This is a genomic window from Streptomyces sp. BBFR102, from assembly GCF_051397025.1.
In the GTDB taxonomy this organism is placed as follows: domain Bacteria; phylum Actinomycetota; class Actinomycetes; order Streptomycetales; family Streptomycetaceae; genus Streptomyces.
Window position 1 is genome coordinate 2841787 of the sequence record NZ_CP195757.1, and the last position, 16077, is coordinate 2857863.

At 69.5% G+C, this 16077-nt stretch carries 13 protein-coding genes and 1 pseudogene; 5 read left to right on the top strand and 9 right to left on the bottom strand.

Annotation, left to right across the window (positions count from 1 at the left end):
• The first annotated feature begins 158 nt into the window (after positions 1 to 158).
• On the top strand, positions 159 to 554 hold the full coding sequence (locus ACSLIC_RS12605) for a GNAT family N-acetyltransferase (RefSeq protein ID WP_436740363.1): 396 nt from the start codon (positions 159 to 161) through the stop codon (positions 552 to 554).
• Between the two features lie 103 nt (positions 555 to 657).
• Here the strand turns inward: ACSLIC_RS12605 and ACSLIC_RS12610 are convergent, their stop codons facing one another.
• The 3 genes and pseudogenes from ACSLIC_RS12610 to dnaB all read right to left on the bottom strand — a co-directional run bounded on the left by ACSLIC_RS12610 (position 658) and on the right by dnaB (position 4550).
• Entirely contained in the window at positions 658 to 2058 is a 1401-nt protein-coding gene (locus ACSLIC_RS12610; RefSeq protein WP_436740364.1) for a serine hydrolase domain-containing protein, read from the bottom strand.
• Between the two features lie 201 nt (positions 2059 to 2259).
• Positions 2260 to 2970 (bottom strand): annotated as a pseudogene (locus ACSLIC_RS12615) (serine hydrolase domain-containing protein); the annotation flags it as partial.
• Positions 2971 to 3080: 110 nt separating this feature from the next.
• Positions 3081 to 4550 (bottom strand): replicative DNA helicase, encoded by a 1470-nt coding sequence (gene dnaB / locus ACSLIC_RS12620; protein WP_436737754.1) that lies wholly within the window; start codon positions 4548 to 4550, stop codon positions 3081 to 3083.
• Positions 4551 to 5019: 469 nt separating this feature from the next.
• On the opposite strand from dnaB, the gene ACSLIC_RS12625 reads away from it, so the two are divergent.
• Positions 5020 to 6357 carry an MATE family efflux transporter gene (locus tag ACSLIC_RS12625; protein WP_436737755.1) on the top strand — a complete coding sequence of 446 codons (1338 nt, stop codon included), beginning with the start codon at positions 5020 to 5022 and terminating at the stop codon, positions 6355 to 6357.
• A gap of 197 nt (positions 6358 to 6554) precedes the next feature.
• Here ACSLIC_RS12625 and rplI read toward each other — a convergent pair whose 3' ends face one another.
• The 4 genes from rplI to rpsF form a co-directional block, all read right to left on the bottom strand.
• A complete protein-coding gene (rplI, locus tag ACSLIC_RS12630) occupies positions 6555 to 7001 on the bottom strand; it encodes a 50S ribosomal protein L9 (RefSeq protein ID WP_003949404.1) in 447 nt (148 codons plus the stop codon).
• Between the two features lie 18 nt (positions 7002 to 7019).
• On the bottom strand, positions 7020 to 7256 hold the full coding sequence (gene rpsR / locus ACSLIC_RS12635) for a 30S ribosomal protein S18 (RefSeq protein WP_003949403.1): 237 nt from the start codon (positions 7254 to 7256) through the stop codon (positions 7020 to 7022).
• 66 nt (positions 7257 to 7322) lie between these two features.
• On the bottom strand, positions 7323 to 7913 hold the full coding sequence (locus tag ACSLIC_RS12640; protein WP_353774280.1) for a single-stranded DNA-binding protein: 591 nt from the start codon (positions 7911 to 7913) through the stop codon (positions 7323 to 7325).
• 75 nt (positions 7914 to 7988) lie between these two features.
• A complete protein-coding gene (rpsF, locus tag ACSLIC_RS12645; protein ID WP_436737756.1) occupies positions 7989 to 8279 on the bottom strand; it encodes a 30S ribosomal protein S6 in 291 nt (96 codons plus the stop codon).
• A gap of 301 nt (positions 8280 to 8580) precedes the next feature.
• On the opposite strand from rpsF, the gene ACSLIC_RS12650 reads away from it, so the two are divergent.
• The 3 genes from ACSLIC_RS12650 to ACSLIC_RS12660 all read left to right on the top strand — a co-directional run bounded on the left by ACSLIC_RS12650 (position 8581) and on the right by ACSLIC_RS12660 (position 11312).
• Positions 8581 to 8895, top strand: a complete 315-nt coding sequence (locus ACSLIC_RS12650; protein WP_436737757.1) for a hypothetical protein — start codon at positions 8581 to 8583, stop codon at positions 8893 to 8895.
• A gap of 175 nt (positions 8896 to 9070) precedes the next feature.
• Positions 9071 to 10192 (top strand): lipid II:glycine glycyltransferase FemX, encoded by a 1122-nt coding sequence (locus ACSLIC_RS12655; protein WP_436737758.1) that lies wholly within the window; start codon positions 9071 to 9073, stop codon positions 10190 to 10192.
• An 88-nt stretch (positions 10193 to 10280) separates the two neighbouring features.
• A complete protein-coding gene (locus ACSLIC_RS12660) occupies positions 10281 to 11312 on the top strand; it encodes an alanine racemase (RefSeq protein ID WP_436737759.1) in 1032 nt (343 codons plus the stop codon).
• 78 nt (positions 11313 to 11390) lie between these two features.
• Here ACSLIC_RS12660 and ACSLIC_RS12665 read toward each other — a convergent pair whose 3' ends face one another.
• Together ACSLIC_RS12665 and ACSLIC_RS12670 are read right to left on the bottom strand one after the other, a co-directional pair.
• A complete protein-coding gene (locus ACSLIC_RS12665) occupies positions 11391 to 12920 on the bottom strand; it encodes a glycosyltransferase family 87 protein (protein ID WP_436737760.1) in 1530 nt (509 codons plus the stop codon).
• A gap of 231 nt (positions 12921 to 13151) precedes the next feature.
• Positions 13152 to 15833 carry a transglycosylase domain-containing protein gene (locus ACSLIC_RS12670; protein WP_436737761.1) on the bottom strand — a complete coding sequence of 894 codons (2682 nt, stop codon included), beginning with the start codon at positions 15831 to 15833 and terminating at the stop codon, positions 13152 to 13154.
• Positions 15834 to 16077: the final 244 nt, after the last annotated feature.

Genomic DNA, 16077 nt, shown 5'->3' on the forward strand with positions numbered 1-16077 from the left:
GGGGCTGGCCTACCATGCCGCTCATGGATCATCTCAGGGACGCGTCCCAGCATGACCGCCCAGGCGGAGCCGCCACCGACCTCCCCCGTGCGGCTTCCGCCGGCGGGCAGCTGCTGATCCGCCGTGCCGAGGTCTCCGACGTGGCCGCCATCGTCGCCATGCTCGCGGACGATCCACTCGGAGCCACCCGGGAGTCCCCGGACGACCTGACCCCGTACCTGGCGGCGCACGCCCGGCTGGCCGCTGATCCGCACCAGCACCTCGTCGTCGCCGAGCGGGCGGGCCAGGTCGTCGGGACGCTACAGCTGACCCTCATCTCCGGCCTCTCCCGCCGGGCCGCCACCCGGTCCCTGATCGAAGGGGTCCGCGTCCACGCGGACGAGCGGGGCAGCGGCCTCGGCAGCCTCCTCATCGAGTGGGCCGTCGATACCTCCCGCGCCGAGGGGTGCCAGCTCGTACAGCTCACCTCCGACGCCACCCGCGAGGACGCCCACCGGTTCTACGAACGCCTCGGCTTCGTCGCCTCCCACGTCGGGTTCAAGCTCCAGCTCTGAGCCGGCCTCCCTCCCGGACGAACCATGTTTCACGTGAAACATCACGAACCACCCGGCCTCCGACGGGTGTTTCACGTGAAACATCACAGTCGAAGGAGATCGGTCACCCCAGGCTCTCGGTAGCGCGCCACCCCTTGGCGTCCACGCCGCCCGGGACCACCGAATCCGGCGCATAGGGCTGCCGGGTGAAGACGAACGAGCCCAAGTCCAGGTGTGTCACCGCTCCTTCGGCATCTCGCACCGGCCGCAGGATCTCCCCCAGGAAATAGCCGTCCAGGCCCCGCCAGGTCTCGTCGCCGACGGCCGCGAAGCGCGCCGCGCGTCCTGCCCCCTTCAACGGCCGCAGCTCCACCCCGCCGTCCGCCCCGTAATGGAGGCCATACGGCGTCACGCCCCAGTACCAGGCGCCCGCCAGCTCCAGCACCGCAGGGTCGGCCTCTCGCATCGGCCGCCAGAGGCGGGGCATCGACGGCTCCGCCTCGGCGACGAGGCCGATGAGTTCGGCGGCGAGGCTGCCGACGAGGAGTCCGGACGTGGTGTTGGCGAGGACCACGGCGGCCAGCCCCTCGTCCTCACTGGCCAGCAGGGCCGCGAGAAACCCGGGCAGCGAACCCATGTGACCGCTGAGCGTCCCCCCGCCCACGCTCAGCACCTGCACCCCCAGCCCGTACGCGCTCTCCTGGGCCTCCGGCAGACTCGGAGCGGCCGGTGTCCGCATCTCCCGCACGGACGCGGCACTGAGCACCGCGTCGTCGCCCTGGATCAGGAAGGCGGCGAAGCGGAGCAGGTCGCGCGTGGTCGACCAGAGCTGTCCGGCCGGCGCCATCCGGCCCAGATCGTGGGCGGGCTCCGGGAGGAGGGTGTCGGCCCAGGGATGCACCGCCCAGCCCTGTGCGTACGGCTCCTGCGGCGCGTAGCTGGTGCGGGTCAGCCCCAGCGGCTGCAGCACCTCGGCGCGCAGCACCTTCTCCCAGGACTCGCCACGCACCTCCTCGACGAGCGCGCCGAGCAGGGTGTAACCGGGGTTGGAGTAGTGGTGGACCCGGCCCACCGGGTGCCGGTGGGGCTCCGCACCGAGCACGTCGGCCAATTCGGGCCGCAGGGTGCCGGGGCTCCGCTCCCACCACTCGCCCGGGGCCTCGGCGGCGAGCCCGCCGGTGTGCGACAGCAGGTCCGCGAGGGTGGCCCGGCCCGCACCGGTACCGGGAAGATGCTTCTCCAGCGGGTCGGTCAGGTCCAGGAGCCCTTCGTCGCGGAGCCGCATGACCAGGACGGCCGTGAAGGTCTTGCTGATCGAGCCGATCCGGTACTGGGTGTCGCCGTCGGTCCCGACGCCCTCCAGCGCCGAGAGCGCGCCTTCCCAGATCACCTCACCGTGCCGCGCCACTCCTGCCACCAGCGACGGCACCCTGGACTCACTCTGCGCTCTGGCGATGCGGTGGGTGAGCGCCCGGCGGGTGGAGGGCAGGAGGCCGAGGTCTTCCGGGATCTCATGAGTCGTCATGGCCCCACTCCACTCGCTCGGCCCCACGAGGTCCAGCCCCTTCCCGGTCGCGTCCGGGGTGGCGCAGCCGCTGGTGACGGAGAATTCGCTGCGGTAGAGCACCTGGTCGGCTCCCCACTCCTCGAACCTCTCCGCCTCACGCAGGCCGACCGCGGCCAGGAGGCGCCGGGAAGGGCTGTTGGCGACCCTGAAAGCGAACTGGCCACCGGCGCCGTCATTGCCGAAGCTACGGGCGCCCAGCATCGGCCGGGGCCGCTCGGAGTCGAGCAGGAAGCCGGAACCCCAGCGCTGCCCGAGGTCGAAGCCCTGCCAGGTGGGGCCTGCCGATACCTCGCGCACCGCGTCGGTCAGGGTCTCCTCGGAGAGCAGGCGCGGCCCGCCGCCGAGCCCTGTCACGACGGCGCCGTACAGGGCGGCGAGCCCGCTCGCGGAGGCGACCGCGCCGGCGCCCGGCAGTTCGGTGCCGAGCAGTTCCGGATCGTTCCAGCCGTGCGGCTCGTCCAGTCCGGGGAAGACCAGCGCGCCGTTCATCGTGACGATGCGCATCAGCAGCGACCGCAGATCGCCGGCGGGCCGCCCCTCGGCCTCCACCAGACGCGCCAACTGGGCGTTCTCGGAAGCGGGGAGGCCGATCCAGGCCCGCAGCCCGAGCGGGCCCCCGATTGCCTCGCGGATGTACCGGCCGGGGGTGAGCCCGGTGATCCGGCGGATGACCTCGCCAACGAGGAATCCGAAGACGTGCCCGTGGTACTCGTACACCTCGCCCGGTTCCCAGAGCGGCCGCTGCTCCTCCACGGCCCGGACGACCGGAGTCCACCCGGTGATCTCGGCGAAGCTCAAGGTGCGGTCGAGCGCCGGGACTCCGGCCCGGGGGCCGAGGCCCATGCGGGTGGTGATCCGCTCCTTGCCCTCGGCGGCAGGACGTTCAGGCGGGAGGTCAGCTCCGTGGCCCGCAGGTTCTCACTTCCGCTGCCGCGCACCGAAGTGCGGCCTCGGCGTTCCCCTTCAGTACAGACCTCGCCTCAGCCGTGCGCCATGTCGACGAACCGGCTGTAGTGGCCCTGGAAGGCGACGGTGATGGTGGCGGTGGGACCGTTGCGGTGCTTCGCCACGATCAGGTCGGCCTCACCCGCTCGGGGCGACTCCTTCTCGTACGCGTCCTCGCGGTGGAGCAGGATCACCATGTCGGCGTCCTGCTCGATGGAGCCGGATTCGCGGAGGTCGGAGACCATCGGCTTCTTGTCGGTGCGCTGCTCGGGGCCACGGTTCAGCTGGGAGAGCGCGATGACCGGGATCTCCAGTTCCTTGGCGAGGAGCTTGAGGTTTCGGGACATGTCCGAGACCTCCTGCTGGCGGCTCTCGGCCCGCTTGGAGCCGCCGGACTGCATGAGCTGGAGGTAGTCGATGACGACCAGCTTGAGGTCGTTGCGCTGCTTGAGCCTGCGGCACTTGGCGCGGATCTCCATCATCGACAGGTTCGGGGAGTCGTCGATGTAGAGCGGCGCGGCCGACACGTCGGGCATGCGGCGGGCGAGCCGCGTCCAGTCCTCGTCGGTCATCGTGCCGGAGCGCATGTGGTGGAGAGCGACCCGGGCCTCGGCCGACAGCAGACGCATGGCGATCTCGTTGCGGCCCATCTCCAGGGAGAAGACCACGCTGGGCAGGTTGTTCTGGATCGAGGCGGCCCGCGCGAAGTCCAGGGCGAGCGTGGACTTACCCATCGCGGGACGGGCCGCGATGACGATCATCTGGCCGGGGTGCAGACCGTTGGTGAGCGAGTCGAAGTCGGTGAACCCGGTGGGAACGCCGGTCATCTCGCCGCTGCGGGAGCCGATCGCCTCGATCTCGTCGAGCGCGCCCTCCATGATGTCGCCGAGCGGCAGGTAGTCCTCCGAGGTCCGCTGCTCGGTGACGGCGTAGATCTCCGCCTGCGCGCTGTTGACGATCTCGTCGACGTCGCCGTCGGCCGCGTATCCCATCTGCGTGATCTTGGTACCCGCCTCCACCAGCCGGCGCAGCACCGCTCGTTCGTGGACGATCTCGGCGTAGTACTCGGCGTTGGCCGCGGTGGGCACCGTCTGCACGACGGTGTGGAGGTACGGGGCGCCACCGACCTTGGTGATCTCGCCGCGCTTCGTCAGCTCTGCGGCGACTGTGATCGGGTCGGCCGGCTCGCCCTTGGCGTACAGATCGAGGATGGCCAGATAGATGGTCTCGTGGGCGGGGCGGTAGAAGTCGTTGCCCTTGAGGATCTCGACCACGTCGGCGATGGCGTCCTTGGAGAGGAGCATGCCGCCGAGGACCGACTGCTCGGCGTCGAGGTCCTGCGGGGGTACGCGCTCGAACGCGGCCGCCCCGCCGCCCTCCCAGCCGTCGCCGTCGCGGTCACGGCCTCCGTCGTTGCCCTTGCCCCGGCGCCGGGAGGCCGGCAGCCGGTCACCGGGTCCGGCATCCGCCGCCCACGGGTCGTCCAAGGGCTCGGAGATACTCACCGTGCCGCCTCCATCCGTCCGCCGAGCGGACCTCGCCGTGCGCGCTTCCGTACGGCCCGACACTGACAAAGCGAGAGGCCCAACCCCTCTTCTGACGCGTCGGAGTCCCGAAATTCCTCGATCGGAACTCGGGCCGCACGCGGGTGGGTCGCCGGACCACGGTAGGCCCGTCGGCACCGTCAGCCAATCTGGTTATCCACAGGCCCTGTGGATGATCGACCCAATGCTGTGGAGAACTCGGCGAAACCTGTGCACGCCGCCGTGGACAGTGCTGTGAACAACACCTCAAGGACTCCAGCATCCTAGCGCTGACCTGCACTTTCACCAGACGCAGGCTGTGCAGGAGAAAAACTTCCCCAAGTTGCGCGAGATCGTCGCCAAACCGTTGCCCGCCGACCCGCAACCTCCCAAGAAGTAAGGAGCCCATCCGCATTGCATCCATTACCTGTGGATGATTACATTGGGCGCCATGACCAAGGCAGCTCCGCAGGCCAAGCCCCATCGCCGTCAGCACGACCGCGAGATCGTCGCCCTCGCCGTACCCGCCTTCGGAGCCCTCGTCGCCGAACCCCTCTTCGTGATGGCGGACAGCGCGATCATCGGCCACCTGGGCACCGCGCAACTCGCCGGACTCGCCGTCGCCTCCGCCCTGCTGACCACCGCGGTCAGTGTCTTCGTCTTCCTCGCCTACGCCACCACCGGCGCCGTCGCCCGCCGCGTCGGCGCGGGTGACCTCTCCGCCGCCATCCGCCAGGGCATGGACGGCATCTGGCTGGCGCTGATCCTGGGAGCCGCCGTCATCGCGGTGGTCCTGCCGACCGCCCCGACACTCATCGACCTCTTCGGCGCCTCCGAGACCGCCGCCCCTTACGCGGTGACGTACCTCCGCATCTCTTCGTTCGGCATCCCGGCGATGCTCGTCGTACTGGCCGCCACCGGCGTCCTCCGCGGCCTCCAGAACACCCGCACCCCGCTCTACGTCGCCGTCGGCGGCTTCGTCGCCAACGCGGTCCTCAACGTGGTCCTCGTCTACGGCGCCGGACTCGGCATCGCCGGCTCCGCCTGGGGCACGGTCATCGCCCAGTGCGGCATGGCCGCCGTCTACCTCGTGGTCGTCGTCCGCGGCGCCCGCAAGCACGGGGCGTCACTCAAGCCCGACGTGGCCGGTATTCGCGCCTCGGCACAGGCCGGCGCCCCTCTGCTGGTCCGGACCCTCTCCCTGAGGGCCGTCCTGATGATCGCGACGGCCGTGGCGGCCCGTCTCGGCGACACGGAGATCGCCGCCCACCAGATCATCCTCTCCCTGTGGAGCCTGCTCGCCTTCGCCATGGACGCCATCGCCATCGCGGGTCAGGCGATCATCGGCCGCTATCTGGGCGCCGGGGACCCCGCGGGGGCCAAGGCCGTCTGCCGGCGCATGGTGGAGTGGGGCATCGCCTCCGGCATCGCCCTCGGCGTCCTCGTGGTGGTCTCCCGGCCGCTCTTCATCCCCCTGTTCACCAGCGACGCAGCCGTCAAGGACGCGGCCCTCCCCGCCCTCCTGGTGGTCGCCATCTGCCAGCCCCTCTCCGGCATCGTCTACGTCCTCGACGGCGTTCTCATGGGAGCCGGCGACGGACCCTACCTCGCCTGGGCCATGCTGCTGACTCTGGCGATCTTCACGCCGTTCGCCCTGCTGATCCCCAGCTGGGGCGGCGGCCTCACCGCGGTCTGGGGCGCCATGGCGCTGATGATGGCGACCCGGGCGGTCACTCTGGCACTCCGTACGAGGTCGGGACGGTGGCTGGTGACCGGAGCCAGCCGGTAGCCCCCGAAGCGGGGCTCCGCACCCTCACCACCGCCCGATGTTTCACGTGAAACATCACCACCCCGGACGAACGCCTCCAAGCCCGATGTTCCACGTGAAACATCGAGTGGCGGCACCAGCCACGCCCCCACCCGAACATGGCGGAGGGCCGCACCCTGACGGGTGCGGCCCTCCGCTTCACGCTGCCAGATCGCTGATCAGGCGGCGACGACCTCGACGTTCACCTTGGCGGCAACCTCGGGGTGCAGACGCACGGACGCGGAGTGCGCGCCCAGCGACTTGATCGGCGCGTCCAGCTCGATGCGACGCTTGTCGACCTTCGGGCCGCCGGCGGCCGAGATCGCCGCGGCGATGTCGGCCTGCGTGACGGAACCGAAGAGACGGCCGGCCTCGCCGGAGCGGGTGCTCAGGCGGACCTTGACGCCCTCAAGCTCGGCCTTGACCTGGTTGGCCTGCTCGATGGTGGCGATCTCGTGGATCTTGCGAGCACGACGGATCTGCTCGACGTCCTTCTCGCCACCCTTGGTCCAGCGGATCGCGAAACCACGCGGGACCAGGTAGTTACGGGCGTAGCCGTCCTTGACGTCGACGACGTCGCCGGCCGCACCGAGGCCGGAGACCTCGTGGGTGAGGATGATCTTCATCAGTCGGTCACCCTTCCCTTATCGCGCGGTCGACGTGTAGGGCAGCAGCGCCATCTCACGGCTGTTCTTCACAGCCGTGGCGACGTCACGCTGGTGCTGCGTGCAGTTGCCGGTCACGCGGCGGGCACGGATCTTGCCGCGGTCGGAAATGAACTTCCGCAGCATGTTCGTGTCCTTGTAGTCCACGTACGTGACCTTGTCCTTGCAGAACGCGCAGACCTTTTTCTTCGGCTTGCGCACAGGCGGCTTAGCCATGGTGTTTCTCCTGTGTGATCAAGAAGTGTGGTAGCGAACCCTGATCCCTCGCGGACGCGGAACGTCCTAGAAGGGGGGCTCGTCCGAGTAGCCGCCACCGCCGCCGGAGCTGCCGCCCCAGCCGCCGCCGCCACCCTGCTGCTGACCGCCGCCGGAAGGAGCGCTGGTGGCCCAGGGGTCGTCGGCGGGAGCACCGCCGCCGCCCTGCTGCTGGCCACCGCCGGGGCCGCCGCCCCAGCCGCCCTGCTGGCCGCCGCCACCGCCGCCGCTGTAACCGCCCTGGCCACCGCGACCGGTGGTCTTGGTGACCTTGGCCGTGGCGTTCCGCAGGCTGGCGCCGACCTCGTCGACGTCCAGCTCGTAGACCGTGCGCTTGATGCCCTCACGGTCCTCGTAGGACCGCTGCTTCAGCCGGCCCTGCACGATGACGCGCATGCCTCGCTGGAGCGACTCGGCGACGTTCTCCGCCGCCTGACGCCAGACCGAGCAGGTGAGGAAGAGGCTCTCGCCGTCCTTCCACTCGTTGGTCTGGCGGTCGAAGGTGCGGGGAGTGGACGCGACGCGGAACTTCGCGACCGCCGCACCGGACGGGGTGAAGCGCAGCTCGGGGTCGTCGACAAGATTGCCGACCACCGTGATAACGGTCTCGCCTGCCATGGGGTACCTCTCGGCGGGTTTGCTGCTGGCTGCTGGCTGCTACTCGGAGCCCGAGTGAAACTGAGCGGAAGAAGCTCAGCGGGTCTCGGGGCGGAGGACCTTGGTCCTCAGGACCGACTCGTTCAGGTTCATCTGGCGGTCGAGTTCCTTGACGACCGCAGGCTCGGCCTGGAGGTCGATCACCGAGTAGATGCCCTCGGGCTTCTTCTTGATCTCGTACGACAGACGACGACGGCCCCAGGTGTCGACCTTCTCGACCTTTCCGTCGGCCTCACGGACGACGGAGAGGAAGTTCTCGATCAGAGGGGCGACGGAGCGCTCCTCCAGATCGGGGTCGAGGATGACCATCACCTCGTAGTGACGCATGTAGAACCCACCTCCTTTGGACTCAGCGGCCACGGTCGTTCCGTGGCAGGAGGGTCTTATGCGAGCGCAACGGTATCGGCCACCGCCGACGGCGGACCCCGCGAGCGGGGGCCTGGTGGGCGGGCGATCCAGGATCTGGGCAGACACCGGTGCAGACGGTACAGAGTACCCGCACGACCGCTTCCGGTTGAAATCCGGCCGCTCATGCCCGCAATCTGGATGTATCGGGTGCTTCGGCACCGGATGCGCAGCACCGGTGCCCCGCACCGTGGTGAGCGCCGCTTCCGCAGGAGGTGCCCTAATGGCCCAGACGATGCGTCCGAAGACAGCCGGTTCCTTCTTCGCCACCGACGGCAGGCTCCATCCGCTCCAGGACACGCTGATGACCGTCACCCTCGTGCTCGGGGCGCTGGCCCTGGCCACGGCCGGGTTCCACCATCTGCATCTGGTCAGCTCGTGGGCCGGTCTCGTGGGCATCCTCACCGGCGCCTACGGCCAGTACATCTCCGAGACCACCAGGGAGCGCACGCTCCTCATCCTGGGGCTCGGCGCATCCGCCCTCGGCTTCTACCTGGGCATGGCCCACGGTGGCCTGTTCGGCGGCGTCATCAGCTGACACCGCCCGCCTTCCGACCGAGGGGTCGTCCGCGACAGGGCGGTTCCTCGGTCGGCGGTGCGTCCCGGCCGGTTCGGTGGCGGCCCGAACGGGGCGATCACCGGCGCAGTAGGCTTCGCGCGAGAGCCGGAGCCCCTGACCCCATGGGGACACACCAGCCCGAGGAGCGCCCCGAATGAGTCTGACCCTCAGGACCATCAGCCGCGAGCAGCATCTGGCGTACATCCAGACACTGCCCGCGGCGAGCCACATGCAGGTCCCGGCCTGGGCGGACGTCAAAGCGGAGTGGCGCTCGGAGAGTCTGGGCTGGTTCGACGACCGGACGGGCGAGATGGTGGGCGCCGGTCTCGTCCTGTACCGCCAGCTCCCCAAGATCAAGCGGTACCTGGCGTACCTCCCCGAGGGCCCGGTGATCAACTGGTTCTCGCCCCATCTGGAGGAATGGCTCCAGCCGATGCTGGCCCACCTCAAGCAGCAGGGCGCCTTCTCGGTGAAGATGGGCCCGCCGGTGATCATCCGGCGCTGGGAGGCCCCCAGCATCAAGAAGGGCATCCAGGACCCGGACGTCAAGCGCCTGCGGGACATCGAGGCGGACTTCATCGAGCCACGCGCCTTCGAGGTCGCGGACCGACTGCGGCGCATGGGGTGGCAGCAGGGCGAGGACGGCGGCGCGGGCTTCGGTGACGTACAGCCGAGGTACGTCTTCCAGGTCCCGCTGGCCAACCGTTCGCTGGAGGACGTCCACAAGGCCTTCAACCAGCTCTGGCGGCGCAACATCAAGAAGGCCGAGAAGGCCGGCGTCGAGGTCGTCCAGGGCGGCTACCAGGACCTGGAGGAGTGGCAGCGCCTCTACGAGGTCACGGCCGAGCGGGACCGGTTCCGCCCGCGTCCCCTCGGCTACTTCCAGCGCATGTGGACGGCGCTGAACAACGAGGACCCCAACCGGATGCGGCTGTACTTCGCCCGCCACGAGGGGGAGAACGTCGCGGCGGCCACCATGCTGGTCGTCGGCGGCCACGTCTGGTACTCCTACGGCGCCTCCGCCAACCACAAGCGCGAGGTCCGGCCCTCCAACGCCATGCAGTGGCGGATGCTCCGCGACGCCTACGCACTCGGCGCGACCGTGTACGACCTGCGCGGCATCTCCGACTCCCTGGACGAGTCGGACCACCTCTTCGGCCTCATCCAGTTCAAGGTCGGCACCGGTGGGCAGGCTGCCGAGTACCTCGGCGAGTGGGACTTCCCGCTCAACAAGTTCCTGCACAAGGCACTCGACATCTACATGTCCCGCCGCTGACCCTGGCGGGCACGGCACAATTCATCCGGCGGGGCGCATCGGCCGCCCCGCCGCACCGCGACTGACACAGGAAGGCTCCGGACCGGCCATGGCGCTCACGCTGTACGTCGACACCGCGCGCTGGCGGGAACACCAACACCAGGTGCGCGAGCAGTTCCCGGGCATCGTCCCCGTCTGCAAGGGCAACGGGTACGGCTTCGGGCACGAGCGGCTGGCCGAAGAGGCGATCCGCTTCGGCTCCGACATCCTCGCCGTGGGCACCACCTACGAGGCGGCCCGGATCAAGGACTGGTTCAGCGGTGACCTGCTCGTCCTGACGCCGTTCCGGCGCGGCGAGGAGCCGGTGCCGCTGCCGGACCGGGTCATCCGCTCGGTCTCCTCGGTGGACGGCGTGCACGGCCTGGTCGGCGCCCGCGTGGTCATCGAGGTGATGTCCTCGATGAAGCGCCACGGCGTGAGCGAGCAGGACCTGCCGAAGCTCCACGCGGCCATCGAGGACGTGCGGCTGGAGGGCTTCGCCATCCACCTGCCGCTGGACCGCACCGACGGCACGGACGCCGTCGAGGAGGTCATCGCCTGGATGGACCGCCTCCGTGCCCACCGTCTACCGCTGCACACCATGTTCGTCAGCCACCTGAAGGCCAGCGAACTCGCCCGGCTCCAGCAGCAGTTCCCGCAGACGCGGTTCCGCGCCCGGATCGGCACCCGGCTGTGGCTGGGCGCCGAGGACGCGACCGAGTACCGGGGCGCGGTGCTGGACGTCACCCGGGTCTCCAAGGGCGACCGCTTCGGATACCGCCAGCAGAAGGCGGCCGGCGACGGCTACCTGGTGGTGGTCGCCGGCGGTACCTCGCACGGCGTGGGCCTGGAGGCGCCCAAGGCCCTGCACGGGGTGATGCCCCGCGCCAAGGGCGTCGCCCGCGCAGGCCTCGCGACGGTCAACCGGAACCTCTCGCCGTTCGTCTGGGCGGGCAAGCAGCGCTGGTTCGCCGAGCCCCCGCACATGCAGGTGTCGATCCTGTTCGTCCCCGACGACGCTCCCGCCCCGCAGGTCGGCGACGAACTGGTAGCCCATCTGCGGCACACCACCACGCAGTACGACCGGGTCGTCGAGCGCTGAGCCGTCCGGCCCGCACGTGAAGAGGCCCCAGACCGTCCCGCGAGGGACGCCAGGGGCCTCTTGCGTCATGGGGCGCTTTCAGGACCCGGGCGTCGCCGGGCCGCCCGCGCCGAGGCCGTCCCCGACCGCCTTCCCGGCTCCCCAGCGCACCACCGGGCGGCTGAACTGGGCGGCGTGCTGCGGGGGATGGGCTGCGTAGCCGAGGACGAACCGGTCCGGAGCACCGTCCAGCACTCCGCCCGAGGGGTCGTCGTCCCCTTCCCGGCGCACCACGTCCCGTTCGGGCAGCAGGGCGTCGCGCACGACGACGGCGCAGAGGTAGAGCGTCCCGGCGAGATGCAGGCAGATCGCGAGGTGGTAGCCCTCCAGCGGCAGCCCGCGCTGTGCGTCGCCACTGCTGGTGTAGGCGAGGTACATCCAGATGCCGAAGTAGTACAGCACCTCGCAGCTCTGCCAGATGAGGAAGTCGCGCCAGCGGGGCCGGGCGAGGGCGGCCAGCGGGATGAGCCAGAGGACGTACTGCGGCGAGTACACCTTGTTGGTGAGGATGAAGGCCGCGACGACGAGGAAGGCCACCTGTGCCAGCCTGGGGCGGCGGGGCGCCATGAGGACGAGAACGGCGATCAGCGCGCACGCCAGGACCATCAGCAGGGTCGCCAGGGTGTTGACGGTCTCCGTCGCCAGCGGCTGGTCGGAGTTCTGGGAGAGCACCAGCCAGAAGGAGCCGAAGTCCACGCCGCGTTCCTCACTGAACGTGTAGAACTTCGACCAGCCCTCGAAGGCGCCGATCATCACGGGCACGTTGACCACCAACCAGGCCCCGGCACCGCCGGTGAGCGCGGCACCGAAGGCCCGCCACTTCCCCGCCCGCCAGCAGAGCAGGAGGAGGGGGCCGAGGATCAGGGCCGGATAGAGCTTGGCCGCGGTGGCGAGCCCGATGAGTACGCCGAAGGCGAGCGGCCGGTCCCGGGACCACATGAACAGCGCGGCGGCGGTCAGCGCGACCGCCAGCAGGTCCCAGTTGATGGTCGCCGTCAGCGCCAGCGCGGGGGCGAGGGCGACGAGCAGGGCGTCCCAGGGGCGGCGCCGATGGGTGCGCGCGACGCAGACGGCGATCACGGCGGCGCAGGCCATCAGCATCCCGGCGTTGACCAGCCAGTAGATCTGCTCGCGTTCGACGAGTGAGCCGGAGCCGGGAGTGACCCAGGAGGCCACCTCCATGAAGACGCCGGTCAGCACCGGGTACTCCAGGAACTCCATGTCACCGGGCAGCCGGTCGAAGTAGGGGACCAGTCCGTCGGCGAAGCCCCGGCCCTGGAAGAGATGGGGGATGTCGGAGTAGCAGGCGTGGGTGTACTGGGCACCGGCGCCGAAGAACCAGGCGCCGTTGTAGCAGGGCAGCTTCTGCACCAGGCCGAGGGCGAACATGCCGATCATGACCAGGGAGATCACGCGCGTCGGCGACCACCAGGAGCTGCCGATGAGCGCCCGTCTGCCGACGGGACCGCCGATCAGCTCGGACCCGGCGGCGGCCACCTCGTCCTGCCGTGTCGGCCGCACGATGTCCCGCTGCGGTGCGCTGGCACGTGTCGTCTCTGGGCTGGGCATGGGCGCCATCCTGCCCCATGCTCCTCGGAACGCCGGGAAGGCCGCCGCACCCCTTGGTGCGACGGCCCTTGGTTTCACGTGAAACATCTGGTTTCACGTGAAACATGGCGTCTGGACCCTCACCTTCCCGGTGGTCCGTGATGCCCCGTCCGCGGCGCCCTCAAAGGAAACCGCCCGCTTCCCGGCACACGGCCGGAAGCGGGCGGACCTGGAATGCGGGCGCGAGAGCGGCTACTTGTTGCCGTTCCCGAACCACGATCCGACGTTGCCGTTCCCTTCGTTGGCACCCGGGTTGGGCGGCGGTTCCGTGGTGGCGTCAGGGCCACCTGGATCACCCGGCCCGCCGTTCTCGTTGCCTTCGTTCTCGTTACCGCCGTTCTCGTTCTGGCGGCACTCCAAGTCGAGTGGCTGGCAGGTCGAGGTGGGGTCGGGGGCCGGCGTCTCCGGCGGCGCCTGTGTGGTCGGCGTCGGGTCCGGAGACTCCTCCTCCTCCGTCTTGGTCGGCGTCGGCGTGGGCGTGGGCGTCGGCTCGCCGACGATCGTGCCGATCTCGGAGGGCGCCGGGAACTGCTGCGGGCTCTTGCCCTTCATCGCCGACAGCATGTACTCGGTCCAGATCTCGGCCGGGAACGAGGCACCGTGGATCGACTCCTGATCGCCGGTCCCGTACATCTCCAGGAACTTCTGGCTCTTCGCCTGGTCGTCCACGCGGAACATGCCGATGGCGGTGGAGAGCTGCCGGGTGTACCCGGCGAACCAGGCCGACTTGTTGCCGTCGGTCGTACCGGTCTTGCCGGCGGTCGGCCACTGGGCGTCCACCGGCTTGGCGGCCGTACCCGTGCCCTCCTGGACGACGGTGCGCAGGACGTCGGTGACGTTGTCCGCGACATCCGCCGGAATGCCCTGCTTCACCTTGGCGACGGAATCGTGGTTCCAGACCTCGCCGTCCTTGCTCTCGATGGACTCCACCGAGTACGGGTCGGCCTGCTTGCCGCTGGCGGCGAACGTGGCGTACGCGCCGGCCAGCCGGATGGCGCTCGGTGCCGAGGTGCCGAGGGCGAAGGAGGGGCTGCGCCAGCCGGGCAGGTTGTCCTTCTTGATCCCGGCTGCCTCCGCGGCCGCGCGGACCTTGTCCAGGCCGACGTCCATGGCGAGCTGGATGTAGGGCGTGTTGGTCGAGAACTGCATCGCGGTTCTCAGGTCGACGTCACCCTCGGAGCGGCCGCCGTCGTTGCGCTGGTGCCACTCCTCGCCCTTCTCGTTGTGCCAGATCGAGCCGTCGTAGTTCTTCACCTTCAGCCCGTTGTCGCCGTCGTAGATGCTCTTGGGCGACACGATCGTCCGCTGCTCGGTGCTCTGCTCGGCCGGGAGGTCCGGGTCCCGGATGCCGTACTCCATGGCGGCCGAGAGGACGAACGGCTTGAAGGTGGAGCCGACCTGGACGCCGGTGTAGTCGGCGTTGTTGGTGAAGTGGACCGTGGCGTCGGAGCCGCCGTAGATCGCCTTGATCTTGCCGGTCTTGGGCTCGACCGAAGCGCCGCCGAACTGGACGTACTTGTCCGTCTTGGGCCGCTTCTTCGGGTCGATGTTCGCGTCCTCCACCTTCTTGACGGCCTTGGTGAGAGCCGCCGTCTTCTTCTTGTCGAAGGTGGTGTGGATCTTGTAGCCGCCCTTGTCCAGCTCGGTACGGCTGATGTTGGTGTTGGCGATGATGTAGTTGTCCGCCAGGTCCGTCAGATAACCGATCTGGCCGGCCTTGTTGGTGGCGGGCTTGGGCGGAAGCGGGTCCGGAAAGCCCTTGCCCAGAATCTTCTGGCGCTCCGTCTCGTCCAGCTTGTCGATCTCGACCATGCGGCGCAGGGCGAACTTCCAGCGGTTGGTCGCCCGCTCGGTGTTCTCCTTCGCCGACGCTCCCGGGCCCTGACCGCCTGCGGGGTCGTAGAGGTTCGGGCCGTTGAGGGTGGCAGCCAGGAAGGCCGACTCACTGGTGTCGAGGTCGAGGGCGGCCTTGTCGTAGTAGGCACGGGCCGCGGCCTCGATGCCGTACGCGCCCCGCCCGTAGTAGGCGGTGTTCAGGTAGCCGGCGAGGATCGTCTCCTTGGACTGGACACCCCCCACCTTCACCGAGATCAGCAGTTCCGTGAACTTGCGCTTGAGCGTCTGCTCCTGGCTGAGGTACGTGTTCTTGACGTACTGCTGGGTGATGGTCGAACCACTCTGGGTGCTGCCACCCAGCGCCATGTTGAAGACGGCGCGGGCGATACCCATCGGGTCGACGCCGTTGTCGTCCCAGAAGGTGGCGTTCTCCGCGGCGACCACCGCGTTCTGCATCGACTCCGGGATCTCCTCGATGTCGACGATCTGGCGGTTCTTGTCACCGCCGCCCGCGATGACCATCTGGCTGTTGTCGGACCAGTAGTAGACGTTCTTCTGGACCTTGGCCGTCTTCTGCGGGTCCGGGATGTCCACCATGGCCAGACCTATGCCGGCGGTCGCCAGCAGCAGGCCCAGGAAACCGAGACAAGTACCGGTGACCTGCTTCCAGGAGGGCACGAAGCGGCGCCAGCCGTGCTTCCCCGCGCGGGGATAGTCGATGAAGCGCTTCTTCTCCGGCTCGCGTCCGCGGCCACGGCCACGTCCGCCTTCGGCCCCGCCCCCACCACCACGCCGGCCGCCGCCCGCCCCGGAACCGTGTCCGGCGCCGTGGTCGGCCGCCCTGCGACGGCCGCCCTTGGCCGCCCGGCGCGCCTCCGCGCGACTCCCGTACGGACGTTCCTCGTCCTCGGAACCGAACGAGGTGGAAGGCGTATGAGAGGCGCCACGCGGTGCAGCACGACGGCCTGACTGACTGCGCCTGGCGGCAGCGCGTCCGCCACTCTGCTGCGGTGGCGGTTTGCGACGATGCTCGCTCATCGAACGACTACTCCTCGGGCAGGCGCGGAATCGCGCGCCTGGAACGGCAGCTGATTGTCGGTCCCCCCGACGCCCGGACGCGTCTCGTGGCGATGTTCGTCCGCATGGTGTCCGGGCACGCCCCTATTGCTGACGCCACCTGGCGCCCCATAGTTCCCGGCGGTCCGCATGCCGCACAGACTACGCACCGTCAAAACCACCCGGGCAGCGAAGTTCACCTCAAATCAGGCAACTCCGGTACGTC